This is a genomic window from Micromonospora sp. NBC_01796, assembly GCF_035917455.1.
GTDB lineage: Bacteria > Actinomycetota > Actinomycetes > Mycobacteriales > Micromonosporaceae > Micromonospora_G.
The window spans coordinates 1,901,211-1,925,048 of sequence record NZ_CP109078.1; the positions used below are offsets into that span (position 1 = coordinate 1,901,211).

The following is a 23,838-nucleotide window of genomic DNA, read 5'->3' on the forward strand; positions in this document are numbered from 1 at the left end:
GCGGACCGCAGTGGTGTGGACGCGGCGATGGCGTCACCGCACGGTCATCGGTGACGCCACGGAGGTGGTCCGCAGCGGGCACCACCCAGCCGCCGGACCACTCGCCGGATGGTCCGAGCCACCGAACTTCCCGCAGGTGACTCGGACCATCCGCCGCTCAGCGGTCAGTTCAGCTGACGGCTTCGATCTTCAGCAGGTCGACCCGGTTGAAGAGGTCGATCTCCACGTTCTTGACCTTGTTCGAGTGACCGAACGTGTTCTGCCCGAACCGCAGCGGGATCACCGGCATGTCCTTGACGAGGATGTCCTCGGCCTGCTGGTACTTCTTGATCGCCTCTTCGAGGCTCGGCGCCGCGGCGCCTTCCTTGACGAGAGCGTCGAAGGCCGGGTTGCTGTACCCGTAGTAGTTCGACGAACCGTTGGTGCTGTAGAGCGGGCCGAGGTAGTTCTCCATGGACGGGTAGTCCATGACCCAGCCCATGCGGAACATGCCGACCGGAGTCTTCGACTCCACCTTGGTCAGCAGGTCGGCGAACTTCGGCTCGGCGGTGCCGACGCACTCGACACCCAGGTTGGTCTTGAGCTGGTTGCAGGTGGCGTCCACCCACTCCTTGTGCCCACCGTCACCGTTGTACGAGATCTGGAGCTTGGCCGGGCCGCCGGCCGCGGTGTACTCGGCCTTCGCCTTGGCGGCGTCGAACACGCAGGCCTCGCCACAGGTGTTGTCCCGGTACCCGGCGACAACCGGCGAGACGAACGAGTGGGCCGACTTCTGCGAGTTCTTGAAGACCGCCTTGATGATCTCGTCCCGGTCGATCGCCTTCGAGATGGCCTTGCGGACCTCGGGCTTGGCGAACTCGGGCTGGAACGTCGGGAACGCGACGAACTGGAAGGTCGACGCCGGGGACTGCTTGAACCGGTCGCCGAGGTCCGTCTGGGCGCTCGACAGGTTCTCGGTCGGGATCGTCTTGATCACGTCGAGGTTATCCGCCTGCAGGTCCGCGTAGGCCGAGGTGAGCTGCTGGTAGATCTTGAAGTTGACGCCGCCGACCTTCGGCTTGGTGCCGGGGAAGGCGTCGTACCGCTCGACCTCGATGCCCTGGTCGTGCTGCCACGAACCCTTGAGCTTGAACGGGCCGTTACCGACGATCGCGTCCTCGAAGCCCTCCTTGAGCACGCCCTCGGACTGCCATGCCGACGCCGGCAGCGGGTAGAACGAGGTGTAGCCCAGGACGGCCTTGAACTCGCTGAACGGGGCGGACAGCTTCACCGTGAAGGTGAGGTCGTCGACCTTCGCCAGGCCGCTCAGCTTCTTCGCCTTGGGCTCGGGGGCCTTCTGCGGGCCCTCCTCGCCGTCCGGGTCGGTCGACTGGAGGTCGGCGAAGCCTTCCACCTTGTCCCAGAAGTAGGAGCCGCCGTTGCCGTTCGGGCCGTAGGCGCCGTGGTTCCAGGCGTTGATGTAGCTGTCGGCGTTGACCTTCTCACCGTTGTGGAAGGTGTAGCCGTCCTTCAGCTTGATCGTCCACAGGGTGTTGTCCGTCGACGAGATCGACTCGGCGGCGACCTCGAACGGCTTGTTGTCCTTGTCGAAGTCCACCAGCGGCGAGAAGAGCGCGGACAGGACCTGCGCCCCGCTCGTCTCCGTGGTGTTGGATGGGATCAGGTGCTGCGGCTCAGCGATCTCGATCGAGACGACCGCGTTGCTGTTCGACGACCCGGACTCTTCCGGGTCGCTGCTGCTGCAACCTGTAGCAATCAGCGCGATGGCGGTCGTAGCGACCGCCACCTTCAGGGTTTTCCCGCGCATGGGAGTGCCTCCTCAGGGCGCTCACGAGGGGGTGTGAGGTGCTTGACACTGTGACACCGAACGCCCGTTCCGTGAAGGTGCCGTTATCAAGCCGTTAGACCGAGAGCGTTCGGTGAATACTCACCAAGATCACCATTTGCCCTGCTAGATCTACCTCAACCGCCGCCGCGCGAGCACAAACAGCGCCGGCCGGAGGTGCACGCATCCACGAGCTTCGGCCACTCGCTCAGCTCCGGCGCGACCACTGTCGGATGTCAGACGCGTACCGAGGGTGTGGGTCCTATCCCGACAGAAGCCCCTGTGGCGGGAGTACCGGTCGGGGCGCGGTCTTCAGACCAACCGGCGGTCGGCGGCCCAGCGGGAAAGTTCGTAACGGTTGGACATCTGGAGCTTGCGCAGGACGTTGGAGACGTGCGTCTCGACCGTCTTGATCGAGATGAACAACTCCTTGGCGATCTCCTTGTAGGCGTACCCGCGGGCGAGCAACCGGAGCACCTCACGCTCCCGGTTGGTGAGCTGGTCCAGCTCCGGGTCCGCCACCGGCGCGTCCGGCCGGGCGGCGAAGGCGTCCAGCACGAAGCCGGCCAGCCGGGGACTGAACACCGCGTCCCCGTCGGCCACCCGGCGGATCGCCGAGGTCAACTCGTCCGGCGAGATCGTCTTGGTGACGTACCCCCGGGCACCGGCCCGGATCAGGCCGATCACGTCCTCGGCCGCGTCGGACACGCTCAGGGCGAGGAACCGGATCCCGGGATGGGTACGGCGCATCGCGTCCAGCACCGCCCGGCCCCCACCGTCGGGCATGTGTACGTCGAGCAGCACCACGTCCGGCACGGTCAGCGCGATCCGGTTGACCGCCTCGGCCACCGTGCTCGCCTCACCGACCACCTCGACGTGCACACCCAGTTCGGCCCGGACCCCGGCCCGGAACATCGCGTGGTCGTCGACCAGGAAGACCCGCAACCGCCGCTCGGCGGCACCCTCGGCCGTCCCGCTGCTCCCGGCCGTTCCGCTGTCCTCAGTCATGACCTCTCCTCGCTCTGCCCGGCCATGGTGCTACCAGGTGCTTCCCGAGCCGGCGCCGTCCCGGGTGGTCGGCATGATCAGCCGTACCTCGGTGCCGTCGCCCGGCTCGCTGCGGATCTCCGCCTTGCCACCGTGCCGGTCCATCCGCCCGATGATCGAGCCCCGTACGCCGTGCCGGTGATCTCCCACGGTAGTCGGGTCGAAGCCGGCACCGCGATCGCGGACGAAGACGCTCACCTGCTCCGGCTCCACCTCGGCGTAGAGCGAGACCGTCTCGACCTTCGCGTGCCGGGCCGCGTTGACCAGGGCCTCCCGGGCCGCGGCGACCAGCGCGGCGATCCGCTCGTCGGTCTCCCGGTCGCCGACGACAACGGTTTCCACGGTGATCGCGAAGGTGTCCTCGACCTCGGCGGCCACCTGCTCCAGCGCGGCGGCGAACCGCTCCGTCGGCGACCCGGTGGGCTTGTACAGCCAGTTGCGCAGCGACCGTTCCTGACCCCTGGCCAGGCGCTGGACGGTCTTGACGTCGGCGGCGTTGCGCTGGATCAGGGCGAGGGTGTGCAGCACCTGGTCGTGCACCATCGCCGCCAGTTCGGCCCGCTCCCGCTCCCGGATCCGCCCCTCACGCTCCGTACGCAACTGGTTGAACATCCGCCAGAGCACCGGGGCGGCGACCACCCCGACACCGGCCAGCCCGACCAACGCGAAGATCACGCCGTTCGCGACCGCGTCGAAGTTGGCCTGCGGCGTGTAGACCGCCACCACGCCGACCACCCCGACCGCGACCAGCAGTCCGCCGCCGATGAAGCGCAGTACGAAGGCCCGTCGGTCGCTCTCCTCCAGCACCGCACCCAGCCAGGGCACGGGCATGGTCTCGCTCCACTGCCGGCGCCGTTCGGGGGTGGACTGGTGCCAGATCACGCCGGCACCCACCGCGATGATCGCGACCAGCCATCCCGCCGTGCCTGCGACGCCGGTGGAGCCGAACACCATGATCTGGATCACCAGTACGCCGAGCCCGATGGCCACGAACGGCAGCAGTTCCAGGATGTCCCGGCGCGGCGACACATTGGTCTCGCTGGCGCGTACCGGCACCACCGCCCAGAACGCCGCGTAGAGCAGCAGCCCCAGGCCGCTGAGCCCGAGCAGGACGACGAAGGCCACCCGTACCCGGACCACCGAGATGCCCAGGTGTTCGGCAACGCCGGTGGCCACGCCGGCCACCATGCGGTGGTCGCGGGCGCGGTAGAGGCGGGGCTCGGTGGCGGCGCTGATCGGTGACTCCCTGGTCGTGCCGGTCGGACCATCCCGGCGGTCGGGGCGATCCGGTCGTCGGCCGTGGACTCGATCGTCACACGTTTTCGGGCACCCTGACCACGGGGACGCCCCGGAACATTGCCGCCGGAGATCTCAGGGTGGCTTCAGGGTTCGCGCCTGAGGCCACTCGGACCGCCGGAAGACGAAACTCGTAACCATGACCGAAGAAGCTGCCGCGTCACGACGACCGGCCCCGACGGAGAGCGCCGACCCGCCGCAGCCTCCGCTGCCCGGTCCGGCATCTTCGCCCACCACGGCCGCCGGGGCCGACGCCCCGGCCGGCCCGGACGAACCGACCGGACCCGGTGCGGCGCCGCCGCCCGGCGGACCACCGCCGGGCGCCAACCCACCACCCCCCTGGGGGTACGGACCACCCCCCGGCCCGCCGCCACCCGGCCCGGCGGGCTTCACCTCCCGGTACGGCCTGGTCCGGCCCCGCGAGGGGCGCTACCTGGCCGGGGTGTGCGCGGCGATCGGCCGGGCCACCAACACCGACCCGATCCTGTGGCGGGTGCTCCTCGCCGTGCTGGGTTTCTTCGGCGGGATCGGGGTGCTGGTCTACGTCGCCGCCTGGCTGATCATCCCGGCCGAGGGGGACAGCGCCTCGCCGGTGGAGTCGATGCTGGGCCGGGGCCGGTCGAGCATGTCACCGGTGACCGTGATCGTCCTCGGGCTGCTGGTGGCGGTCATGTTCGGGCTGATCGTGACCGACTCCTTCCGGGCCATCATGCTGGGCGCGGCGATCCTGATCGGTGGCGCGCTGCTGCTCAACCGAAACGCCCGGGGCACCGGTGGTCCGGCGGGCGCGCCGCCCGGGGTGCCGCCGCCCCCCGGCCCCGCTTACGGCCCGGCGTACGGGGCGACGCCCTACGCGCCCTCCAGCGGGGCTCCGACGGCCACGCACGCCGAGGCGTACCCGGACTGGTACCGCCCGGCCGCACCGGCCCAGCCGGCCGGTCCCGCACCGGCGGCACCGGCGTACGCGGGCGGCTCCGGTCCGGCGTACGCCGGTGGTCCCGGCCCGGTGATCACGCCGCCGCCGTCCGGACCGGCGAACTGGCCGAGTGCCCCGTATGCGGCTCCCGGAGCCCCGTTGGGCGCACCGGCCGGTGGTTCGGTTCCGGGTGGCTACCGACCGCCCTTCGCACCGCACGGCCCGTACGCCGGCGGCGCCGGCCAACCACCGGGCTACCGGCCCGGGGCGGCCCCGGCCACCAAGCGCACCAAGCCGCCGAAGCCGCCCCGGGAGCGATCCCCGCTCGGCGCCGCCACCTTCTCCCTGATCTTCGTGGCGCTGGGGGTGGTGGTCATCCTCGACGTCAGCAACCGGGTTGAGGTCTCACCCGCCACCTACTTCGCCGCGGCGCTCGTCACCATCGCGCTCGGGCTCCTGGTCGGTGCCTGGTTCGGCCGCGCCCGTTGGCTGATCGCCCTCGGCCTGGTGGCGAGCGCGGCGCTCGGCATCTCCACCGTCGCCCAGTCGATCGACCCGCCGAACGGTCCGAACGGCACCGCGATCTGGACGCCGGCCAGCATCGACGATCTCGCCACCCGGTACGAGACGACCTTCGGCGACGGCACCCTCGACCTCACCCACGTCGACTTCACCGACCGGGACGTCCAGGTGACCGTCCAGGTCAACTTCGGCAAGCTCCGGGTGATGGTGCCGGCGAACGTGGACGTGACCACGAACGCGGACGTGAACGCCGGCGACGCGCGCATCTTCGGTGACCGGTGGAGCGGTGTGAACAATCCGTCCCGGCAGGTCACCGACCTTGGTGCGGACGGCCCCGGAGGCGGAAAGCTGCGCCTGTTCCTGCACGTCAACGCTGGTGATGCGGAGGTGTACCGATGAAGGCGCACCGGACCGACGGGGTCTCCCTGGTGTTCGCGCTGATCTTCCTGGGGGTCGCCGGTTGGTGGCTGGTCGCCCAGGTCCTCGACCTGAACCTGCCCGAGGTCGGCTGGATACTGGCCGGCGGGCTGATCCTGGTCGGCGTACTGGGTCTGCTCGGGGCGCTGCGCTCGGGGCGGTCCACGGCGGCGGCGACCCCGCCGGCCGCTCCGGTGACGGACGGTGGCCCGCTGCCGACGGCACCGGCGTCTGCCGCCCCCGGCACCGACCCGACCCCGGTCGGATTCACCACCTCCGACTACGGCACGGCCGATTTCACCACCCCGGAGTACGGCACGGCCGACTCCACCACCCCGGAGTACCGCACGGCCGATTTCACCACCTCCGAGTACCGCACGGCCGAATCCACCACCCGCGAGTACGGCACCGCCGAATTCCCCCGGGTCGACCCGGACGCGACCGACCCCGTGCCGGGTCGACCGACCGGCGGCGTCGACCAGCCCCGGCCCGACGATCACCGGGACTGATACCGATCGCTGTGGTCCGGCGTGGGTCGTGCATAAACTGGCCGGCGGAGGTTTCCACCTCCGCCGGCCGGTCCGCGTCAGGCGACCGGTTAGGGCCCCACCGGGACGAGTCCCACTCGCCCGCCCTCACCCACCGAGGAGTTCGCTCCAGATGACCCAGTCCCCCGCCGTGCCCACCCCCGCTCCGCAGGGTCCGGTCCGCCTCGGCGAGCGGGCCGCCCGTACGCTCACCGCCGAGCTGGCCCGGCACCACGGTTCGAAGACCGCACTGCTGGTCGGGGCACAGGCGGACACCGCGGTGCTCGACGCCGCGATCAGTGCCCTGCTCCCCGGCGACGTGCTCACCCTCGTACCGGCCGAACCGGGCGACGCGGCACAGCTACGCACCCACGTCGCCGCCCACGGTCCCTGGGTGGCCGACCGGATCCAGATCGTCGACGAACTCGCCGAGGCCCAGCCGGCGGAAATCGTGCTGGCGGCCGTCCCGCTGACCGGCACCGTCGACGAGACCCGTGCCACCCTGTCCGAACTGGGTGCACAACTCGCCAAGGGCGGGGTGCTGACGGTCGCGGTGCCGGCGATGCCCGGCCGGACCGAGGGCGCCGGCGCGGAACTGGACCGGCAGTCGGCCCTGTTCGGTGTCGGCACCGACCTGGTCCTGCTGAACCAACCACCGCTGCGGATCCACCGGCTCCGGTTCACCCCGGCGGAGGTCGCGACGGCCGCGCGGCTGGCGCCCGTGTACCGGCCGTCGAGCGTCCCGATCACCCGCACGATGCACATCGACTCGAACGGGATCGCCGCCGCCGGAATCGCGCTCGGCCTGGCCGCACTCGCCAAGATCACCCGACCGAAGTCCCGGCTGTGGCTGGTGCCCGCGCTCGCCGCCGCCCCGGTGGCCGCGTTCTTCCGCGACCCGGAGCGTGACCTGCCCGACGACGAATCCGCCGTGGTCGCCGCCGCCGACGGCCGGGTGCTGTCGGTCGAGCGGCTCATCGACGAACGCTTCGGCGACGGCGAGTTCCTCCGCGTCGCGGTGTTCCTCTCCGTACTCGACGTGCACGTCAACCGGTCACCGGTGGCGGGCAAGGTGGTCGACTACTTCGTCGCCGACGGTGGTTTCGCCGCCGCGATGAAACCGGCCGCGGAGCACAACGTGGCCGCGTACACGGTGTTGGACACCGAGCGGGGCACGGTCGTGGTGGCGCAGCGTACGGGCCTGATCGCCCGCCGGATCGTGCAGCGCGCCCCCGTGGGGGCACTGCTGGCCAAGGGTGAGCGGATCGGACTGATCCGGTTCGGCTCGCGTACCGACGTCTACCTGCCCGCCGAGGCGGCCGACCCGCTGGTGGGACCGGGCGACAAGGTGATCGGCGGGTCGTCGGTGATCGCACGCTGGCGCTGAGCCTGATGTGGGTCGGGGCGCCCCGGAGAGATCTCGGAGCGCCCCGACCACAGCGGTCGAGGCGCGTCGAGCATCGATCAAGCTGGTGCCGGGCGCAGGGCCGTGGGTCAGCCGGTGCCGGGGCGGGGCGGGTGGGTCAGATGGTGCCGCGCTGGCGCCACCAGAGCAGCGGGCCGCTGGCCAGGTACGCGACCACCAGGAGCGCGAAGGTGAGCCGGACGTCGACGAGCGCGCCGATCACCGGTGCCAGCCACACCCACGGCGGCAGCTTCACCAGCCGGGCGAGCTTGGCGTAGGGGAAGCTGGAGACCATCGCGAAGGCCAGCAGCCCGACCCCGGCGACCTGGACCGTGCCGGGGACCGGCAGCCCGATCAGCACCACCAGCGCGAGCACCGCGGCGGCCATCGTGGTCGGCACCCCGCAGAAGAACCGCCCGTCCTTGGGCGAGACGTTGAACCGGGCCAGCCGGATCGCGGCGCATGCCGCGACCAGGGCGCAGGCGACGGCGGCAGCCGGGGTCGAGACCGAACCGGACAGCGAGGCGTAGACCACCACGGGGGCCGCCAGGCCGAACGAGCACATGTCGGCCAGCGAGTCCATCTGGGCGCCGAACGGACTGGCCACCCCGAGCTTGCGGGCCAGTGCCCCGTCGAGGCCGTCGAAGACCACGCAGGCGATCAGGCAGATCGCCGCCGTGCGCTCGTCGCCCCGCATGGCCAGGAAGATGGCCAGCATCCCGAGCGTCAGGCTGGCCAGGGTGCAGCCGTTGACCAGGGCGAACTTGACCCGGCGGCCGAGCGTACGCTCGCCGGGCAGCAGCGGGATGGCCATCCCGGGCGACACGTCGTCGACCGGGCTCATCGGCCCGATCGCGGGACTGACCGGTGCGACCGACTCGATCTCGGCCTCGGTCAGCCGGTCGAAACCGTACCGGCTGCGGAACGGGGCTCGGGGATCACCTGGATAATGGTGTTCCGGCCGGAGGACGGTGGCGGTCATGCCACCCCGCTCGTCGTCCCGACGTGCGACCCGAACCAGCAGCACCTGCCTGGCGAACGCGCCACCCCGGCGCAACTGCCCGGTCCAGCGGCGCCCGGCGGGGCGCGGGTTCTCTGTCGTACGCCGACGCCAAGGGGCTCTCGGCACGTTTCCTCCATTACCCGATCGACTCGTCCGCCACCCCCGGTGGCGACCCGGCTGACTCATGCCGGGGTCCTGGGGTTGTTGGCCGGCAAGCTTTTGCGGCCTACACCATCGCACAGACGGAAGCGCCTTGGCGATAGCTGCCGGCGGAGCATTTCCCGCAAACCGCTCGATCCGCTCAGAGACCCTGTCCGGGGCACAATCCCGGCGGATGGCCACCGGAACACACGCTGTCAGTGTATCGGAATCATCCACAACGGTCATTTCGGCGACGTTTTACCTGCCCAACCGCTCCAGTCCCAGCGCCGCGACGTCGGTGAGCGGGAGCCTCGCGGCCTCGGCCACCGGGAACCAGGCAGCCTCGGCCGTCGATCCCCCGGGGGCCTCGGTCACCCGCGCCTCGGTCGGCACGTCCACCTCGACCCGATAGATCACCCGTACGCTGTGCCAGTTCATCGGCCGGCCCTCCGGCCCGCTGGCGGCGGGACTGTGCAGGTGCGTGACATCGATCAGGTCGGTGACCCGGCCCAGCTGCCCCGCCTCCTCCATCAACTCGCGCAGCAGCCCGGTGGCCGGCTGCTCGCCGTGATCGGTCCCGCCACCGGGCAGGTGCCACCGCCCGGCGCCCGGATACCTCGGGGCGATCAGCGACAGCAGCACCCTCCCGGCCGGGTCGGTCACCAACCCGTACGCGGCGAAGCGCTGGCCGGCGTTGGGCGGCAACGGTGGCAGCGGCCGGCGTACGGCACCCGGGGGCGCCTCCGGCAGCGGTGTGACCGGCTGGCCGAGCAGTTCGGCGGTGAACGGCATCAGCGGCAACCGGGGCAACTCCTCGGGTGGGACCCAGGCCACCAGGTCGGTGGTGCCGTCCGGGTCGGAGCGCAGGGTGCCGCCGGTCGGGCGTACCCGGTAGATGACCCGGTCGGTGTGCACGTCCTCGTCCGGCTTGCCCAGCCGGCTCAGGTCGGACAGCACCGCGCTCACCTCGACGACCTCGACCCGCAGCCCGGTCTCCTCGGCGAACTCCCGGACCAGGGCCGTCGCCGGGTGTTCCCCGTGCCCCACACCACCACCGGGGACCTGCCAGATTCCGGCGATGTCGGCGGTCTTCGACGACCGGGTCAGCAGCACCCGCCCCTCGTCGTCCCGGCACAGCCCGTACGCCCCGATCCGCCGCCGCCGCATTGCACCCGTCCCCCGTGTCGACATCCGTTGATCACGAGGTTAGCTCCGCCGCCCGGCAGTCCGTCACGCCCGAGCGGTGACGAAGGGTCCCCGGGTACCGCTCCTGGCAGCGGAAGGGACCCTTCCTACCCGGTTGTCGGAGCAAGCGGGGGTCGGGGGCAGGGCGGGCGGCGGGTGGGGTGTCAGGGGCGGCGGGCGGCCTCGACGGCCTCGGCGGTCACCTCGGTGAGCCGCTCGGCGGGCAGGGCGGCCAGTTCGTCCGGGCCGAACCAGCGCGCCTCGGAGGTGGATCCGCCGACGTCGCCCACGGTCGGCGGCGCGGGCGCGTCCACCGCGACCCGGTAGAAGGCCCGTACGCCGTGCCAGTCGATCGGGTAGCCCTCCGGCCCCAGCGAGGCGGCGTCCCGGTGACTCGCCACACCGAGCAGCTCGATCAGGCGCCCGCGCTGGCCGGTCTCCTCGACCAGCTCCCGGATCAGCGCCGCACCCGGCTGCTCGCCGTAGTCGGTCCCGCCACCGGGCAGGTGCCAGCAACCGGCACCCGGGTAGCCGTCCGCGACCCGGGTCAGCAACACCCGCCCGGCCGGGTCGGTGGCCACCGCGTACGCGGCGAAGCGCTGCGCGCGGTGCAGCCCGTCCGGGCCCGGCACCGCATTGAACGACGGGAAGTCGGGTGCTTCCTCCGGGCAGAGGTCGATCGGACCCGGCGGCAGCTCCAGCGCCTGGGCGGTGAACGGGCGCAGCGGCAGTGACTTCGCCTCGTCCAGGCTGTACCAGCGGGCCAGGTCGGTCGGCTGGCCGATCCGGTCGCAGAGGGTGCCGCCCCGGATCGAGACCCGGTAGAGCAGGCGGTCGGTGTGGATGGTGACACCCCGCTGGGGCAGGGAGCGCATGTCGGCCAGCACGTCGATCAGCCCGGACACCGAGACCGACAGCCCGGTCTCGGCGGCTGTCTCCCGTACGACCGTGTGGTTGGGATCTTCACCGTGGTCGACCGCACCGCCCGGCAACGACCACACTCCGGGCGTGCCGGACCGGGACGAGGCGCGTACCAGCAGCACCTGGTCCTCGGAATCTGTACAAACGGCGTAAGCCGCAATCCTACGAATCGGCTCCAGCGCAGGGGTCACAGGGCCAAATTCTCCCCGGATCATGTTCCGGGTCGATGAACAGAGTCAGATTCCTGACAGATGGCCACACTTTCGGGGGACAGTCAGGGTATGGATCGGGGCGGTCACCGAGGTCGGCTGCCCGCCCGGCGCGGACCGTGGAGACATGACCGAGATGCCCTCGCACCAGACCCCGCCACCGCAGGACCCCACCCGGCAGACCCCGCCGTTCCAGCCCTCACCGTCCCAGGGGCCGCCGCAAGCCCCGCCGTTCCAGGGGCCGCAGTTCCAGGCCCCGCCGTCCCAAGGACCGCCGCAGGGACCACGGTTCCAAGGGCCGTTCCGGGCGACGCAGGGCCAGGGGCCGCAGTTCCAGGCGCCGTACCGGCAGTTGCGACGGCCGGTGACCGATCGGATGCTCGCCGGTGTGGCGAGCGGTCTGGGGCGCTACTTCGCCGTCGACCCGACCCTGGTCCGGGTCGTCTTCGCCGTCGCCGTGGTGCTCACCGGCGGGGTCGCGCTGCTGGCGTACCCGGTCATGTGGTTCCTGATGCCGGCCGAGCCGGCCGGCGCGCCCGCGTGGCCGCACCCGGCCCCCGGCTGGACGCCGCCGGCAGGCTGGACCCAGCCGGCTCCCGGCACGGGCCCGGTCACCCCGTCGGCGTGACCGGGTCCGCCCGGGGCTACTCCCACTCGATGGTGCCCGGCGGCTTGCTGGTGACGTCGAGCACCACCCGGTTCACCTCGGGCACCTCGTTGGTGATCCGGGTGGAGATCCGGCCGATCAGGTCGTAGGGCAGGCGGGACCAGTCCGCGGTCATCGCATCCTCGCTGGAGACCGGGCGCAGCACCACGGGATGACCGTAGCTGCGCCCGTCGCCCTGCACCCCGACGCTGCGTACGTCGGCGAGCAGCACCACCGGGAACTGCCAGACGTCGCGGTCCAGGCCGGACGCGGTCAGCTCCTCGCGGGCGATCAGGTCGGCGGCGCGGAGCAGGTCGAGCCGCTCCCGGTCGACCGAGCCGATGATCCGGATGGCCAGCCCCGGACCGGGGAACGGGTGCCGCCAGACCATCTCCTCGGGCAGCCCGAGGGCCACCCCGAGTGCCCGTACCTCGTCCTTGAAGAGCGTCCGCAGCGGCTCCACCAGCGCGAACTTCAGGTCGTCGGGCAGACCGCCCACGTTGTGGTGAGACTTGATGTTGGCCGTACCGGTGCCGCCGCCGGACTCGACCACGTCCGGGTAGAGCGTCCCCTGGACCAGGAACTCCACGTCCCCGGCGGCGGCCACCTCACGGGCGGCGGCCTCGAAGACCCGGATGAACTCCCGGCCGATGATCTTGCGCTTCTCCTCCGGGTCGACCACACCGGCCAGCGCACCGAGGAAACGGTCGGCCGCGTCGACCACCTTGAGCTTGATCCCGGTCGCGGCGACGTAGTCCTGTTCCACCTGCTCGGCCTCACCGGCGCGCAGCAGCCCGTGGTCGACGAAGACGCAGGTGAGCTGGTCACCGACGGCCCGGTGGACCAGCGCCGCGGCGACCGCCGAGTCGACCCCGCCGGAGAGGCCGCAGATGACCTCCCGGTCGCCCACCCGGGCCCGGATCGCGGCCACCTGCTCGTCGATGATGTTGGCCGGCGTCCAGGTCGGCTCGATCCCGGCGACGTCGTAGAGGAAGCGGGTCAGCATGGTCTGGCCGTGGGCGGTGTGCCCGACCTCCGGGTGGAACTGCACCCCGGCCCGACGACCCACCAGGTCCTCGAACGCGGCCACCGGCGCACCGGCGGACGCGGCGGTCACCGCGAAACCGACCGGCGCCTCGGTCACGCAGTCACCGTGGCTCATCCAGACCGACAGGTCACCCGGCAACTCGCGGAGCAGCACACCGGCCTCGGCCGCCGGGCTCAACGCGGTGCCACCGAACTCCCGACCACCGGTACGTGCCACCGTGCCGCCGAGCGCCTGGGCCATCGCCTGGAAGCCGTAACAGATGCCGAAGATCGGCACCCCGGCGTCGAACAGCTTGGCGTCGACCTGCGGCGCACCGGGCGCGTAGACACTCGAAGGTCCGCCGGAGAGGATGATCGCCGCGGGATCCCGGGCCAGCATCTCGGCCACCGGCATGGAGTGCGGAACGATCTCGGAGTAGACCTTCGCCTCCCGTACCCGACGGGCGATGAGCTGGGCGTACTGGGCTCCGAAGTCAACCACCAGGACGGGGCGCGGCGTGCTCATGTGCAGGAAGCCTACCTACTGACCCGGGGTAGGAGCGAATCGCGCCGGACCGGACGCCCACCCGGACCGCCGGCGGCGCGCGATCATGTTCGGCAGGTCCGGACACGCAACCTGAACTGCCATCTTGGCGTTTTGTCAATAGGGTGTCGGGCAGAAAAGCGGCCAGCCATCCACAGATCAACAATCGGCTGGTCACGGCCGGCCGGAAGGAGCCGACACGATGGCGGACGGCGGGCAGCACCGGGCGGCCGAGGACGAACCCGACACCGGTTCCGGGGGTACGTCGAGCCGCTGGTGGCACAGCCGGCGCCGGATCAGCTGGGCGGCCGGGATCGTGGTCGCCGTACTCCTGGTGGCCGGTGCCGCGATCATGACCGGCGCGCTGCGGGACTCCGGGCGGGCCGACCCGGCCGCCGAGCAGTCCACCCCGAGCGCCCCCGCCGTGCCGGCGACCCCGACGCCCAGCCCCACCCCGGAACCGGGCGCCGCCATCACCGGACCACTCAACCTGCTGCTCGTCGGCGTCGACACCCGGGTCAGCGAACCGGACTGGGAGCCGCACGCGGACGCCGTACTGATCATGCACGTGACGAAGGAGCTGGACCGGGCGTACCTCTTCTCGCTCCCCCGGGACCTGGTGGTCGACATCCCGCCGTTCGCCAAGGCGAAGTTCGGCGGCCAGCGGACCAAACTCACCCACGCGATGAGCTACGGCAGCCACGTCGCCGACGGCAAGTCCAAGCCGAACACGGCGCAGGGACTCGAACTGGTCGAGACGACGGTCAGCCGGTACACCGGAATCGCCGAATGGGACGCGAGTGCCGTACTCACCTTCGGCGGCTTCGACAACCTGGTCGACGCGCTCGGCGGGATCGACCTCTACATCGACCAGCGGGTCGCCTCCCAGCACCGGCAGCCGAATGGCGAGCACCGGCCGGGCAACGCCGCCAACGACGGGTACGCCGGACCGCAGATGATCTACGAGGAGGGTGTGCGGCACCTCAACGGCTGGCAGGCGCTGGACTACGCCCGGCAGCGCTACACCACCGGCGGTGACTACGCCCGCCAGCGCCACCAGCAGCAGCTCATCAAGGCGATCATCGGCCGGGTGGTCAGCGAGCAGATGGCCCGCGACCCGGACCGGCTCCAGCAGGTGCTCCGGGCGCTCGGCGAGACGCTCATCTTCAGCGGACGCGAGCAGCGGGTGATCGACTTCGCCTTCGCGCTCAGCGGACTGCGGCCGGAGGCGCTCACCCTGGTCGGGCTGCCCGGCGCGTCGGTCGGCACCGGCGGGTCGTACCGGGGCGAACAGCTCACCCAGGCCGGCACCCGGTTCCTCACCGAACTGCTCGCCGGCCGCGCCGAGGAGTACCTGGCAGCCAACCCCAAACTCGTCGTCGCCCGGTAACAGTCGTCACCCCGGCGACGGCGGGTCCGGAGACCGGAGTCGGCGGGTCCGGAGACCGGAGTCGGCGGGTCGGGAAATCGGCGACGGCGGTCAGGAGGCCGGGGGCGGCGGTGGCGGGGCGGTGGTGCCGGAGAGCCAGGCGTCGAAGAGCGGGCGCAACGTACGACCGGAGACCCGCTCGGCGACCGTGAGCAGGTCGGCGGTGACCACGGTGCCGTTGCGCTTCTCCGCCGTCCAGGTCTTCAGGACCCGGAAGAACGCCTCGTCGCCGACGGTCAGCCGCAACGCGTGTACGGCCAGCGCCCCGCGCTGGTACACCGGCCGACCGAACAGGGCCGACCGACCGGGATCCAGAGCCGGCTTCGACCAGTCCGTGGCCTGGTACGCCCGGTCGAACGACTGCTGCGCGGTCATGCCGCCGTCATGCTCCGTCCACAGCCACTCCGCGTAGGTGGCGAAGCCCTCGTTCAGCCAGAGGTCGCTCCATCGGCGTACCGAGACACTGTCACCGAACCACTGGTGGGCCAGCTCGTGGGCGACCACCGTGTCGTTCGGGCCGGAGGTGAAGAAGGCGGGGCCGTAGACCGGCCGGGACTGGGTCTCCAACGCGTACCCGATCCGGCGGTCGCTGAGCGCGATCCCGCCGTACGACTCGAACGGGTACGGGCCGAACTGGGTGGCCAGGAAGTCGCTGATCTCCCCGGTCCGGTCCAGTGACCGTTCGGCCGGTCCGCCCTCGGGCAGGCTCGCCGCCACCGCCGTCACCAGCGGCTTCCCCTCGTGCGTGCCGGTCTCCACCCGGTAGTTCCCGATCACCAGGGTGGTCAGGTAGCTCGCCATGGGGGTCCGCTCCGACCAACGCCAGGTGGTCCACCCGCCATCGGTCGACCGCTCACCCGGTACGCCGTTGCTCAACGCGCTCAGCTCCTGCGGGACGGTGACCGCGATGTCGTAGCTGGCCTTGTCCTCGGGATGGTCGTTGACCGGGAACCAGGTGCTCGCCGACTCGGGCTGGCCCAGCGCGATCGCACCGTCCTCGGTGGCCATGAACCCACCCTCACCGAGGTCCGGGCTGTTGATCGGTCCCGGCACGCCGTTGTACTCCACCTCGACCGTGAACCGGTCGTCCCTGGCCAGCCCCCGCTTCGGGGTGATCACCAACTCGCCGTCGTCGTGGCGGTAGTCGGACCGGGCGCCGTCCACCACCACCTTGTCGACCTTCAACCCGACCAGGTCCAGATTGAACCGGGACAGGTCCTGCGTGGCGGTCGCGGTGATGGTCGCGGTGCCGGAGAGCTTGTCGTCTGCCGGGTCGTACCGCACCTTCAGCCCGTAGTTGGCCACGTCGTAGCCGCCGTTGCCGTAGGTCGGGAAGTACGGGTCACCGACCCCGTCGGCGCCCGGCCGGAAGTTCCGCCCATCGCGCGACGACCCGGAGCCGTCGGGACCCGTACAGCCGGCGGTCAACACCAGCACCCCGGCCACCGCCGCCGCGAGCACGGCGGCCGGGCGCGCGCCGACCGCCGTACGTCCAGAGCTTTTTCCGAACCGCAGACCGTGAGTCACCGGACGAGCCTAGGGTGCGACGGCGCCGGGCGGACCGGCAACCGCTCCGCTTCACCGGTTCGGTTAATGGCGGAACGGTCGCCGGCAGAAGTCCGTCGCTACCGTTCGAGGTCAAGCACGAGGCCGACCTTCTGGAACTCCTTCAGGTCGCGGTAACCGCACTTGGCCATCGCCCGGCGCAGGCCGCCGAAGAGGTTCTGCTGGCCGTCCGGCTCGTCGGCCGGACCGTAGAGCAGCCGCTCCATCGACCCGAGCGACTCCTCGGCCACCCCGAACGCGCCTCGCGGCAGCTCCGGGTGGCTGGCGGCCGGGTGCCACCAGGCACCGGCGGCGGGCGCCTCGTCGCAGAGCGACAGCGGCTCGCCGAGCATCACCGCGTCCGCACCGCAGCCGAGCGCCTTCGCGATGTCGCCGGAGGTGCGCAGGTCACCGTCGGCGATCAGGTGGACGTACCGGCCACCGGTCTCGTCGAGGTAGTCCCGGCGGGCGGCGGCGGCGTCCGCGATCGCGGTCGCCATCGGCACCCGGATGCCGAGGACCGACTCGGTGGTCGACCACTCGTCGCCGCCGAGACCGACGATCACCCCGGCGGCACCGGTCCGCATCAGGTGCAGCGCGGTCTTGTAGTCGGTGCAGCCACCGACCACGACCGGGAGGTCGAGATCGGCGATGAACTCCTTGAGGTTCAGCGGCTCGTCGGTGGTGGAGACGTGCTCCGCCGAGACGAGCGTGCCCTGGATCACCAGGATGTCCACGCCCGCGTCGAGGATCACCGGGGCGAGGGCCAGGGTGTGCTGCGGGGAGACCCGTACGGCCACCGTGCCGCCGGCCTCGCGCATCTGGCGTACCCGCTCGGTGATCAGCTCCGGCCGGATCGGCTCGGCGTAGACCTCCTGGAGGCGGCGGGTCGCGTTGGAGTCCTCACCGAGCCCGCTCAGCTCCTCCAGGATCTTGGTGGGGTCCTCGTACCGGGTCCACAGACCCTCGACGTTGAGCACGCCGAGACCGCCGAGCCGGCCGAGGGCGGCCGCCGAGGTCGGGCTCATGGTGGCGTCCGAGGGGTGCCCGACGCAGGGGATCCGGAACGGGTAGGCGTCGAGCTGCCAGGCCGTGGACACGTCGTCCACGTCCCGGGTACGACGGCTCGGCACGATCGCGATGTCGTCCAGGTGGTAACCGCGTTGAGCGGTTTTACCCAGCCCGATTTCGACCACGTCACGCATGGGGCACTCCAGCGGATGAGAAGGTTGGCGGCGAGTCGGTGGCGCGGGTCAGCGGGTGTGGTAGTTCGGTGCCTCGACCGTCATCTGGATGTCGTGCGGGTGGCTCTCCTTCAGCCCCGCCGCGGTGATCCGGATGAGCTGGCCACGGCGGTGCAGCTCGGGGATGCTCTCCGCGCCGACGTACCCCATCGCGAGCCGGAGCCCGCCGATGAGCTGGTGGGCGACCGAGGACAGCGGGCCCCGGTACGGCACCTGCCCCTCGACACCCTCCGGAACCAGCTTCTCCTCGCTGGTCACGTCCTGCTGGAAGTAGCGGTCCTTGGAGTACGACCGGGCCTGACCACGGGACTGCATCGCGCCGAGCGACCCCATCCCCCGGTACGCCTTGTACTGCTTGCCGTTGATGATGAGCAGGTCGCCGGGGCTCTCCTCGCAGCCGGCGAGCAGGCTGCCGAGCATCACCGTGTCGGCGCCGGCCACCATCGCCTTGGCGATGTCGCCGGAGTATTGGATGCCGCCGTCGGCGATGACCGGAACCCCGGCCGGGCGGCAGGCCCGGACGGCTTCCATGATCGCGGTGATCTGCGGCACGCCGACCCCGGCCACCACCCGGGTGGTGCAGATGGCGCCCGGCCCGACCCCGACCTTGACCGCGTCGGCGCCGGCCTCGACCAGGGCCTTCGCCCCGGTGTACGTGGCCACGTTGCCGCCGATCACGTCGACCGTGGTGTCCTTCTTCAACCGGGTGACCATGTCCAGTACGGCCCGCTGGTGGCCGTGGGCGGTGTCCACGATCAGCACGTCGACACCCGCCTCGACCAGGGTCCGGGCCCGCTTGTACGAGTCCTCGCCCACCCCGACCGCCGCGGCGACCCGCAGCCGGCCGGCGTCGTCCTTGCTCGCGTTCGGGAACTGCTCGCTCTTGGCGAAGTCCTTGACGGTGATCAGCCCGCGCAGCCGGCCGCTGGCGTCGACGATCGGGAGCTTCTCCACCTTGTGCTGGCGCAGCAGCTCCAGCGCCTCGTCCTTGGAGACTCCGACGGTCGCGGTGACCAGCGGCATCCGGGTCATGATGTCGCGGACCGGGGTGTCTCCGTCGGTGACGAAGCGCATGTCCCGGTTGGTGACGATGCCGACCAGGAGGCCGTCGGCGTCGGTGACCGGGACGCCGGAGATCCGGTACCGGCCGCAGAGCGCGTCCACGTCCCGCAGGGTGTGTTCCGGGCTACAGGTGATCGGGTTGGTCACCATGCCCGCCTCGGACCGCTTGACCAGGTCGACCTGGAGCGCCTGGTCCTCGATCGAGAGGTTGCGGTGCAGTACGCCGATGCCGCCCTGCCGGGCCATGGCGATCGCCATCCGGCCCTCGGTGACGGTGTCCATCGGGCTGGACAGCAGCGGGATGGCGATGGAGACGTTGCGGGTCACCCGGGTGAGCGTGTTCACCTTGCTGGGCACGATGTCCGACTCGGCGGGCTGCAACAGCACGTCGTCGAAGGTGAGTCCGAGCGGGACCGCACGGGCGGAACCGGAGGGCAGCTCGGGCATCAGCCCGCCGAACTGGTCGGCGTCGCCGCTGCCCGACGGAAGATCGTTGGTGGGTGAATTGTCCACGAGTTCTCCCCTGAGCTGGTTGGTCGGGCTTCGCCGGGCGACCAGGGCGCACGCATCGGCGTGCCCGTACGTGCGGCGCGATGGTTCATCGTACCCAGTGAGCTGCGGCGGCCCGGCAGGAGCGGGCGGTACGGCGGCAGCGGCCGGACGGTATGGCGGTGCCGGGCGGGCGGGTGGGCGTACGGGTTCGGGGCGGCCGCACTCGGGGGCGCTCGGCGGGCCGGGCGACGAGGGTGGGCGCGACGGGCGCGGTTACGACTACGGTGGAGGGGTGCACGACGAGCCGATCGACCCGTTCAACGGCGACCCCGCCGATCCGTCAGCGGGCCTCGACGACCCCGTCGAGGACGCCGACCTTGATCCGCTTTCCGAGGTCGAGCGGCAGGATGTCCTGGAGGACCTGGCCGACCTGGAGATCTACCAGGCGTTGCTGGGGCCGACCGGCGTCCGTGGCCTGGTGATCGAGTGCGAGGACTGCCACGAGCCGCACTACTTCGACTGGGACCTGCTCCGGGGCAACCTGCGGCACCTGCTCAGCTCCGGCCGGCCGAGGGTGCACGAGCCGGCTTTCGATCCCGACCCCGACCACTACGTGACCTGGGAATACGCCCGGGGCTACGCCGATGGGGTGCACGACACCCTGGCCGAGGGAACCGACGACGACGAGGAAGACCCGTCGACCTGACCCGGTGACCGACCGGCCCGCACCCCGGCGGGGAGCCGGTGTTGGCGTACGGCTCAGGCGACCAGACCGGCTCGGAAGCCGGCGGCTACCGCGTGGGCCCGGTCCCGGGCGCCGAGCTTGCGGAACAGCCGGCGGGCGTGGGTCTTGACGGTGTCCTCCGAGACGAACAGCTCCCGGCCGATCTCCGCGTTGCTCTTTCCGTCCGCCATGCCGAGCAGCACCTGCAACTCCCGCTCGGTCAACGCCGCGCGCCGCAGCGGGCCGGTCGCACCGGGTCCGGCGGCGGCCGCCGCAGGTCGACCGTAACCACCGGTGTTCGCCGGGTCGCCCCGCCGGGGGCCGGTGAACCGGTTGTCCGGGGGCGTGTTCGTCCGGGCGTCGGAGCCGTCGGCCGGCGGGCCGTCGCCGTCGGCGGGAGCCCGATGCTCGCCGGGAACGTCGTCGCCGCGCTGTACCGGAACCACGGTCGGCCCGGTCTGCGGATTGGCCCCACCGGTGTCGTCCGCCGCGTCGGCCCGTCCGCCGTGGTCCGAGCCGAGCGCCGGGCCGGTCACCACCGGACCGCTCCCGCCGGGAACCGCACCGGGGCGCGCCGGCAGTCGTGAGGCCGCACCGGACAACCGTTCGGCGGTGGCCCGTCCGGCGGCACCGGCGACCTCAGCGGGCAGGGGTGCGCCGGTCGACCCGCCGGCACCGGTGAGCCCGGTGCCCCGGCCGCCCCGACCGGGCGTACTGAGCAGGAGCATCGCCTTCGCCACCACACTGACCAGGTCGTGGTCGCCGCCGGGCAGCAGTCCCCGACCGCCGGCCGCGATGACCGCCGCCGCGACGCCGGGTTCCTCCGCCCCGAGCAGCAGGATCGCCGCCCCGGGGGCGCGGGCCAGCACCCGTCGGGTGAAACCCACGCTGTCCGGCCGGGTGAGCGCGGTGTCGACCAGCAGCACGTCGGCCGGGCGTTCGGCCAGGCGCAGCATCACCTCGGGATCGGAGATCGCCGTACGCACCACGGCCGCCAGCCCGAGCCGGGCCGCGGCGGACGCGACGCTCTGCGCCGCGAGCGGTGTCCGGACACAGACGAGGACAGTACGCACGGTGGTCTCCTTTCCCCCTGACGAGCAGACCACGACCGCCACTGATCATGACGAGTTTCCGGCTGATGGAAAGCAAACTTTTTGCCCGTTCCGGCTGGTTCCACGGACTTACCGCCCTGCTGGCGCCACCTGAGGCGGTCTGACCGGTGGCTCGCCGCGTCCGGACCGACGCCGGCGGGGACGGAAATGATCAGGTTCGGACGATCAGACACGTGTGATGGAACGGCGGGCTGGGTATGGCGGAACCGAGGCCGGAATCGGGCGTGTCAACGCGGCCCGCCGCCCGGACACCGGCCTTGGTCGAGTGTCCATCGCGGTGCCGCGGGAGGAGGGTTGCAGATGTCGAACGTACGCAGACTGCCCGGACCCATCGTCGATCTGTGGGAATGGCAACGGTTCGGGGCCTGCCGAGGGCGCGACACCGCGCAGTTCTTCCATCCCGATGGTGAGCGTGGGGCGTCCCGCAACCGCCGGGAGACGGGGGCGAAGAAGGTCTGCGGGACCTGCCCGGTACGTGCCGAGTGCGCCGCGCACGCGCTGGCCGTACGCGAGCCATATGGCGTCTGGGGCGGGTTCAGCGAGTCGGAGCGGCTCCGGCTGCTCGCCGTCGGCTGGGAGGACCTCGCCGACCGGCGCCGTACCCGCGTCGACATCTCCCGCCTCGAGGCGCGCCTGGGCCGCCCCTTCCACTCCACCCTCCCCGCCCAACGCGCCGCCAGCTAACCCCACCCCGGATCACCTCGTTGATCATGAAGTTAGCGACAGGAAATCGGCCAAAACCGTCGCTAACTTCATGATCAACGAGGTGATCGACCGGTGCGCGGGGTGTGGGGGGTTAGGGGGTGCGGGGTTAGCGGACGGTCAGCTGGAGGGTGTGCCAGCCGGTGGCGCCGTCAGGGGCTACCGGGCGGGGTTGGCTGGGTTGGGTTTCGCCGGTGGCGTCGGTGGCGCGTACGCGGAGGGTGTGGTCGCCCTCCGTCGCCTGCCACTGCCAGGACCACTGCACCCAGGTGTCCACGGAGGCGGACGGGGCGAGCGTGGCCTGCTCCCACGGGCCGCCGTCGACCTGCACCTCGACCTGCTTGATCCCCCGGTGCTGCGCCCAGGCCACCCCGGCGACCGTGACCGGGCCGGGGGTGAGCCGGTTGCGCGACCGGGGCGTGTCGATCCGGGACTGGGTCTTGATCGGCCCCTCCGGCGACCAGCCGCGCGGCACCCAGTAGGCGTCGAAGTCGGAGAACCGGGTCAGTTCCAGCTCCACCACCCACTTGCAGGCCGAGACGTAGCCGTACAGGCCGGGCACCACGACCCGGACCGGGAAACCGTGCTGGACCGGAAGCGGTTCGCCGTTCATGCCGACCGCCAGCATGGCGTCGCGCCCGTCGCGCATCAGCGCGGTCGGAGTGCCGCAGGTCCAGCCGTCGGCGGACCGGCCCACCACCTGGTCGGCGTCGTCGAGCGGCCCAGCCTCGTCGAGCAGGTCCTTCAGCGGTACGCCGAGCCAGCGCGCGTTGCCGATCAGGTCCCCACCGACCTCGTTGGACACGCAGGCGAGCGTGATGTCGCGCTCGATCAGCGGACGGGCGAGCAGGTCGGCGTAGTTCAGGGTGATCGGGTTGCGGACCCGGCCGTGGATGCGCAGTTGCCAGGTTCCCGGGTCGACCTGCGGCACCACCAGCGCGGTGTCGATCCGGTAGAACTGGGAGTTCGGCGTGGTGTACGGGGCCAGTTGCGCCAGCGACAGGTCGGCACCGGCCGGCACCGGTGGCGCCGGGCTGGCCGGGGCGGGCAGCGTCACCGCCGCCCGTGCGTCGGACACCCCGCGCCGGGTGGCGATCCAGCGCCCGCCGAAGCCGCTCAACGCCGCGGCCCCCAACGTCACCCCCACCCCGGTCAGGAACCGTCGCCGCCCCTCCGCGAAATCCTCCCGGTCGGCCAACTCCCGCCGCTCGGCCGCACCCCGATCCTCGACCGACTCCCGCCGCTCGGCGGCACCCTCACGTTCGGCGGCACCCTCGCGCCCGGCGGCACCCTCGCGCTCGGCCACCTCCCGAGCGCCGGTCAGGGATGGCACGGTGGATTCGACCAGGGGTGCGTCCGGCCAGGGAGCGGGGACCAGGACGGCGCGCAGCCGGCGGAGCACTCCGGCCGCGAGGGCGGCGCCGACCAGCGAGGGCAGTACGGCACCGGCGCCCGCACCCGGACGGGTCAGTGCCGCGATCGCCCCGACGAGGCCGAACAGGGCGATGCCGGCGTACCCGACCAGTGGGACGCGCAGGGTGCGTACGCCGATCAGCGCGGCGAAGCCGGCCAGCAGTACGCCGGTGCCGACCAGCAGCGCGGTCTTGTCGTGTACGCCGAACACGTCGATCGCGAACTGCTTCAGCGGCTCGGGTACGAGGTCGACCACGACCCCGCCGACCGCGACGAGCGGAGCGGATCGCGCCCCGGTCAGTACGGCGACCAGCTCGGCCGAGCCGATCGCGACCGCGGCGGCGGCGATCCCGGCCAGTGCGCCGTACCTGCGCTGTTGGGTGCTCACCCGCCCAGTGTTGACGATCACGGGGCGGACCGGTAGTGACGTGAACCTCGGGTGGACGCAAACCAGGGTAGATTCGCGCGGATTGGCGCTTGGTACG

Annotated in this window: 18 protein-coding genes and 1 pseudogene; 7 read left to right on the forward strand and 12 right to left on the reverse strand. The window is 71.6% G+C overall.

Going from position 1 to position 23,838, the window contains the following annotated elements; genetic code table 11:
• Nucleotides 1-169: 169 nt before the first annotated feature.
• The 3 genes from OIE47_RS08725 to OIE47_RS08735 form a co-directional block, all read right to left on the reverse strand.
• Nucleotides 170-1,807 (reverse strand): peptide ABC transporter substrate-binding protein, encoded by a 1,638-nt coding sequence (locus tag OIE47_RS08725; RefSeq protein WP_326560998.1) that lies wholly within the window; start codon nucleotides 1,805-1,807, stop codon nucleotides 170-172.
• A 330-nt stretch (nucleotides 1,808-2,137) separates the two neighbouring features.
• Nucleotides 2,138-2,833: a response regulator transcription factor gene (locus OIE47_RS08730; protein ID WP_326560999.1), complete on the reverse strand. Its 696-nt coding sequence runs from the start codon at nucleotides 2,831-2,833 to the stop codon at nucleotides 2,138-2,140.
• A 30-nt stretch (nucleotides 2,834-2,863) separates the two neighbouring features.
• On the reverse strand, nucleotides 2,864-4,108 hold the full coding sequence (locus OIE47_RS08735) for a PspC domain-containing protein (RefSeq protein WP_326563031.1): 1,245 nt from the start codon (nucleotides 4,106-4,108) through the stop codon (nucleotides 2,864-2,866).
• A gap of 199 nt (nucleotides 4,109-4,307) precedes the next feature.
• Between OIE47_RS08735 and OIE47_RS08740 the strand changes: the two genes are divergently transcribed.
• From OIE47_RS08740 to OIE47_RS08750, 3 genes and pseudogenes are all read left to right on the forward strand, one after another.
• On the forward strand, nucleotides 4,308-6,005 hold the full coding sequence (locus OIE47_RS08740; RefSeq protein WP_326561000.1) for a PspC domain-containing protein: 1,698 nt from the start codon (nucleotides 4,308-4,310) through the stop codon (nucleotides 6,003-6,005).
• A pseudogene (locus OIE47_RS08745) lies at nucleotides 6,002-6,241 on the forward strand (hypothetical protein); the annotation flags it as partial. The gene OIE47_RS08740 and the pseudogene OIE47_RS08745, both read left to right, overlap by 4 nt.
• A gap of 442 nt (nucleotides 6,242-6,683) precedes the next feature.
• On the forward strand, nucleotides 6,684-7,937 hold the full coding sequence (locus OIE47_RS08750) for a phosphatidylserine decarboxylase (protein ID WP_326561001.1): 1,254 nt from the start codon (nucleotides 6,684-6,686) through the stop codon (nucleotides 7,935-7,937).
• A gap of 136 nt (nucleotides 7,938-8,073) precedes the next feature.
• Here the strand turns inward: OIE47_RS08750 and OIE47_RS08755 are convergent, their stop codons facing one another.
• The 3 genes from OIE47_RS08755 to OIE47_RS08765 all read right to left on the reverse strand — a co-directional run bounded on the left by OIE47_RS08755 (nucleotide 8,074) and on the right by OIE47_RS08765 (nucleotide 11,396).
• Nucleotides 8,074-9,012 (reverse strand): CDP-alcohol phosphatidyltransferase family protein, encoded by a 939-nt coding sequence (locus tag OIE47_RS08755; RefSeq protein WP_326563032.1) that lies wholly within the window; start codon nucleotides 9,010-9,012, stop codon nucleotides 8,074-8,076.
• A 345-nt stretch (nucleotides 9,013-9,357) separates the two neighbouring features.
• The gene (locus OIE47_RS08760) at nucleotides 9,358-10,266 is read right to left on the reverse strand and encodes an NUDIX hydrolase (protein ID WP_326561002.1); all 909 of its coding nucleotides are present in this window, start codon (nucleotides 10,264-10,266) and stop codon (nucleotides 9,358-9,360) included.
• 182 nt (nucleotides 10,267-10,448) lie between these two features.
• A complete protein-coding gene (locus OIE47_RS08765; RefSeq protein WP_326561003.1) occupies nucleotides 10,449-11,396 on the reverse strand; it encodes an NUDIX hydrolase in 948 nt (315 codons plus the stop codon).
• Between the two features lie 370 nt (nucleotides 11,397-11,766).
• On the opposite strand from OIE47_RS08765, the gene OIE47_RS08770 reads away from it, so the two are divergent.
• Nucleotides 11,767-12,042 (forward strand): PspC domain-containing protein, encoded by a 276-nt coding sequence (locus OIE47_RS08770; protein ID WP_326563033.1) that lies wholly within the window; start codon nucleotides 11,767-11,769, stop codon nucleotides 12,040-12,042.
• A gap of 16 nt (nucleotides 12,043-12,058) precedes the next feature.
• Here the strand turns inward: OIE47_RS08770 and guaA are convergent, their stop codons facing one another.
• Nucleotides 12,059-13,612, reverse strand: coding sequence for a glutamine-hydrolyzing GMP synthase (gene guaA, locus OIE47_RS08775; protein ID WP_326561004.1), 1,554 nt, complete (start codon nucleotides 13,610-13,612; stop codon nucleotides 12,059-12,061).
• Between the two features lie 220 nt (nucleotides 13,613-13,832).
• Between guaA and OIE47_RS08780 the strand changes: the two genes are divergently transcribed.
• A complete protein-coding gene (locus OIE47_RS08780; protein WP_326561005.1) occupies nucleotides 13,833-15,020 on the forward strand; it encodes an LCP family protein in 1,188 nt (395 codons plus the stop codon).
• A 90-nt stretch (nucleotides 15,021-15,110) separates the two neighbouring features.
• Here OIE47_RS08780 and OIE47_RS08785 read toward each other — a convergent pair whose 3' ends face one another.
• The 3 genes from OIE47_RS08785 to guaB all read right to left on the reverse strand — a co-directional run bounded on the left by OIE47_RS08785 (nucleotide 15,111) and on the right by guaB (nucleotide 19,423).
• Nucleotides 15,111-16,586 (reverse strand): M1 family metallopeptidase, encoded by a 1,476-nt coding sequence (locus OIE47_RS08785; RefSeq protein ID WP_442792066.1) that lies wholly within the window; start codon nucleotides 16,584-16,586, stop codon nucleotides 15,111-15,113.
• Between the two features lie 98 nt (nucleotides 16,587-16,684).
• Entirely contained in the window at nucleotides 16,685-17,809 is a 1,125-nt protein-coding gene (locus OIE47_RS08790; RefSeq protein ID WP_326561006.1) for a GuaB3 family IMP dehydrogenase-related protein, read from the reverse strand.
• Nucleotides 17,810-17,857: 48 nt separating this feature from the next.
• Nucleotides 17,858-19,423 (reverse strand): IMP dehydrogenase, encoded by a 1,566-nt coding sequence (guaB, locus tag OIE47_RS08795; protein ID WP_326561007.1) that lies wholly within the window; start codon nucleotides 19,421-19,423, stop codon nucleotides 17,858-17,860.
• A 271-nt stretch (nucleotides 19,424-19,694) separates the two neighbouring features.
• On the opposite strand from guaB, the gene OIE47_RS08800 reads away from it, so the two are divergent.
• Nucleotides 19,695-20,108, forward strand: coding sequence for a DUF5319 domain-containing protein (locus tag OIE47_RS08800; protein WP_326561008.1), 414 nt, complete (start codon nucleotides 19,695-19,697; stop codon nucleotides 20,106-20,108).
• Nucleotides 20,109-20,161: 53 nt separating this feature from the next.
• Here OIE47_RS08800 and OIE47_RS08805 read toward each other — a convergent pair whose 3' ends face one another.
• Nucleotides 20,162-21,199, reverse strand: a complete 1,038-nt coding sequence (locus tag OIE47_RS08805; RefSeq protein WP_326561009.1) for a response regulator transcription factor — start codon at nucleotides 21,197-21,199, stop codon at nucleotides 20,162-20,164.
• A gap of 339 nt (nucleotides 21,200-21,538) precedes the next feature.
• Here OIE47_RS08805 and OIE47_RS08810 point away from each other — a divergent pair, with 339 nt between their 5' ends.
• A complete protein-coding gene (locus tag OIE47_RS08810; protein ID WP_326561010.1) occupies nucleotides 21,539-21,922 on the forward strand; it encodes a WhiB family transcriptional regulator in 384 nt (127 codons plus the stop codon).
• A gap of 127 nt (nucleotides 21,923-22,049) precedes the next feature.
• Here the strand turns inward: OIE47_RS08810 and OIE47_RS08815 are convergent, their stop codons facing one another.
• Entirely contained in the window at nucleotides 22,050-23,741 is a 1,692-nt protein-coding gene (locus OIE47_RS08815; RefSeq protein WP_326561011.1) for a molybdopterin-dependent oxidoreductase, read from the reverse strand.
• Nucleotides 23,742-23,838 lie beyond the last annotated feature (97 nt).